This is a genomic window from Glaciimonas immobilis (assembly GCF_011947285.1).
Classification (GTDB): Bacteria; Pseudomonadota; Gammaproteobacteria; order Burkholderiales; family Burkholderiaceae_D; genus Glaciimonas; species Glaciimonas immobilis.
Genome location: NZ_JAAOZT010000029.1, coordinates 1 through 3,474, shown reverse-complemented (window position 1 = coordinate 3,474; position 3,474 = coordinate 1). Strand labels below are relative to the sequence as shown.

The window sequence follows — 3,474 nt, the reverse complement described above, 5'->3', positions numbered from 1 at the left end:
TATCTGGCGCTTGCCAATACCGATCAGAAATGGTTCGACATGCTAAAAAGCCGCATCGATACCATCAACGCCGCCGACAATCTGTCCGGCTATCATCCGGCAAAAACCAACGCAGAAAACGATGCCCTGGTGCCGTACTATCGCGCTGACAAAATCAAAGCACAGCAAAACGCCCAACAGCAAACGGTCTTTTCACCGGAAGAGCAAGCCGAACTGGCACAATTTTTTCCGCTGCAAACGGATGCCGACGTGGCGGAATTACGCTCAGTGTTGATCGTTACGCAAACCAACACACGGCGTGAAGGCAGCGGCTATTTGCGGCCGCGGCATGTGTTTGAATAAGCAGGCGTTGAAATATCAACGCTGTTAAATGTTTTTCGCAACCTTGGCGAGTCGATGGTTGGGCAAGCACAGGTTGAAAAGCGCACCGACTAAAAGTTGATCATCTAACCCATCACAAAGGAGCGCCATGCCGCCTAAAATGCAAGACCTGTTTCGGACTGAAACAACCCATGTCGATGAAGTCAATCGGCGCGCCTCCATGAGTCGCCAATGGTTATTAGAACAGCGTAACAAACCGGGTGATCACCCGATCTCGGTCGACAATCATCTGGCATTTCACATCTGCGCATCGCATGCATTTCCCCACATCGTAGCGGATATGCAAGCCGCCAAAAAGAGCATCGATATCATTTGCTGGGGCTTCGATCCCGGCATGGAGCTGTTGCCGCGCAAGGACGGAGAATGGCCGCGTAGTCTGACTTATGGCGATTTGTTGCGTCAGATAGGTGAGCAGAAAATCGTCACCGTGCGACTGCTGTTATGGCTTGCCGAGGGACGCAGCCCTTCTGCATGGGCAGGCCGCATGGCGCACAACCTGTATGGTCATCCCCACTGGGGTAAAACCGGCAAGTCGGATCCCAATATTATCCGCGCCAAATTTTGTGAGCAGTGGTGGGATGACGCGCTCAATGGACGCATCCCCAATCTGCATGTGCGTTATCGGGCAGGAGATCCGGCCGCGGTAGAAGCCAGTTTGATCGACGAAGCGCAAAAGTTAACGGTAGTTGAAAAGGGCGGATTGAAGAACGTCAGCACGCATCATCAAAAGCCGATTTTGATCGACTATGAACTACCGGAGCAAGCGATCGGTTATGTGATGGGACTCAATTCAACCACGGACTATTGGGACACCCCCGAACATGCCTATAACGATTTCCGGCGCGGTCACGCATCGGAAGGCGGTGCAGACAAGCACAATCCTGCATTGCGTCTCAAGCCTTTTCGCGACTACGCCATCCGGGTGCGGGGCCACACGCTGCATTGCCTGAATCGCAATTTTGTGACCGCATGGGACCGGGCCCCGAGGAATGCCGATCCTTTTCCAGAAACCGGTAACCTGCAATTGCTACGGCAGGCAATCGCTCCCGCCAGCTTCGTCCTGCCCTCCGGCGCTGAGCGACAGCTCGCACAGATCGTGCGGACCCAACCCGAAGAAGGAGATAAAACCATTCAGGAGGCCTACTGGCTGGCAACCAGTCAGGCGCGCAACTATGTGTACATTGAAAATCAGTACTTTCAGTATGCAGAATGGGCTGTGCATCTGAAAGACATGCGTCGGCGCTATGCAAAGGGCATGCGCGATGCCGGTTGCAGTACCGATGTGCCCAATCTTTACGTATTTATCGTCATTCCTGAGGCCGAGAGAGCGAACATGGTGCCGCGCACCTACGATACCGTGGCGGAACTGGGCCAAGGCCACACCATGGCGACCTATGATGCGGCGGTACAAAAGCAACGTAAATTGATGCCTGCGCCCGAGGTTCCCGGGCAACTTGACTTCATGCAGTACGCACTCCCTGTCATCGGTCCCCTCAATGTACTGCGGGCAGGACGGTCTGCTGCCCATGCCGACGTCATTGCCTCCGCTGCCCGCAAGCAGGTGAGTAAAGCTGATCTGGATGAAATGGGGCTAAAAGTCCTGATCGCCAAACTCTACACCCAGGATCCTGAATCGGAGAAGTGCCGTGAAATTTATATTCATAGCAAGTTGATGATCATTGATGACGTGTTTGTAACGCTAGGAAGCGCCAATATGAATTTGCGCAGCATGGCGGTGGATAGCGAAATCAATATCAATTGTGTGCATCATAATTTCGCGAAAGATGCGCGGAGGCGGGTGTGGGGAAATCTGGCGGGGGAGGATTTGGATGGGGGTGACGGGAGTGCATTACATATTCAACAAACGCACGGAGATTGGATGAATAAGATGAAAGACAACGCCGCTATTGTCAAAGGCAAACCCGGTCGCATTGAAGACTTTATCACCACTTATTCGGATCCTCGTGGCACTAGCCTAACTAACGTTCGTCTGGCCAAAGTTCCTGCTGTAGACGATAAGGCCACCGCATGAATTTAACATGCGCTCCTTGTTGTCATAACCGCATCGTCCGAAGGATAAAAGTGACGGTCCTCCTATGGGGAGTGCCGATACTGCACATTTCCGTGCCAGTTATATCGTCGCACAGAAACCTTTATGACTGAAATGCACCCTGCATCGTGCGTTGCACAAAACGCGACCAGTTGGCTTTTTCACCGCTGGTCATTCCCGCTTCTTTTAGGTATGTTACTTTCACAAACGGCCTGTTCCATGGATAATAATCTTCCCCGCAATCTGATTCCCCCCCTATTTTTTCCCCACCGCACAGAATTTATCTGCAAGCATGAGCTGGCGGTAACGCCAGCCTTCGATCCCGAAGCCGAACAGTGGTTTCAACAGGCGGTGGCGCTGGATACGCCGGACCTGTGGAAGGATGATCGCGACTGGCCGCAGATCCTTGCGCTGTACACCAAGGCAGCCGAACGCAAGCACTGGAAAGCGATGAACAATCTGGCGACGTTATATCAGACCGGCGTATGGGGGTTGGCGGAACCGGATGATATATTAGTCCCGCGTAACGCCCGTGCGGCGATGGCATTGACCGAGGAAGCCATGCGGATGGGCATACCGCTGGCCTATGCGGTCATGGGTAATTATTATGCCGACAATTTTATTGTAGAGCAGGATGCGACGACGGCATGGGCGTTCTGGCAACAAGCGGCAGAGATGGGCAGCAGTTATGCGCAATTCACCATTGGGCATAGTTTGAATACGGGCTATGATGATCTTGAGCGGAACCAGTGGAGTAATGTACCGATTGCACTGAAAATGCTCGAATGTGCTTTCTCTCAAGGCAATAGTGACGCGGCAGAGGCTTTGGGGATCGAATATAAGCTGTTTCAGCATGACAAGCCTCGTGCACTCCATTACCTCCATGAAGGGGTCAAGTTCGGCGGTGGCGGATCCGCGATGTATTTGCGTGGGGAGTTTGATAAACATGATGGACTTTCCCCCAATGGTATCGACCCGTTACGCTCTGCTCGTTATCAGGTGTTTAGCGATGCTCTCGGCCGCAATCGTGATCTCCGCTTTCC

Annotated in this window: 3 protein-coding genes; all 3 read left to right on the top strand. The window is 52.9% G+C overall.

The genetic code is table 11. From position 1 onward, the window contains the following. The coding region (locus tag HAV38_RS21545; protein WP_168057489.1) for a hypothetical protein at positions 1 to 342 on the top strand (342 nt) is incomplete at its 5' end. Between the two features lie 127 nt (positions 343 to 469). Then, complete coding sequence (locus HAV38_RS21540; protein ID WP_168057487.1) at positions 470 to 2,413, top strand: phospholipase D-like domain-containing protein; 1,944 nt, start codon at positions 470 to 472, stop codon at positions 2,411 to 2,413. A gap of 237 nt (positions 2,414 to 2,650) precedes the next feature. After that, a partial coding sequence (locus HAV38_RS21535; protein ID WP_168057485.1) for a tetratricopeptide repeat protein occupies positions 2,651 to 3,474 on the top strand: 824 nt, incomplete at its 3' end.

Bases quoted from the DNA above. Each gene is read 5' to 3' on its own strand.
- HAV38_RS21540 (WP_168057487.1), top strand. From the start codon at position 470: ATGCCGCCTAAAATGCAAGACCTGTTTCGGACTGAAACAACCCATGTC.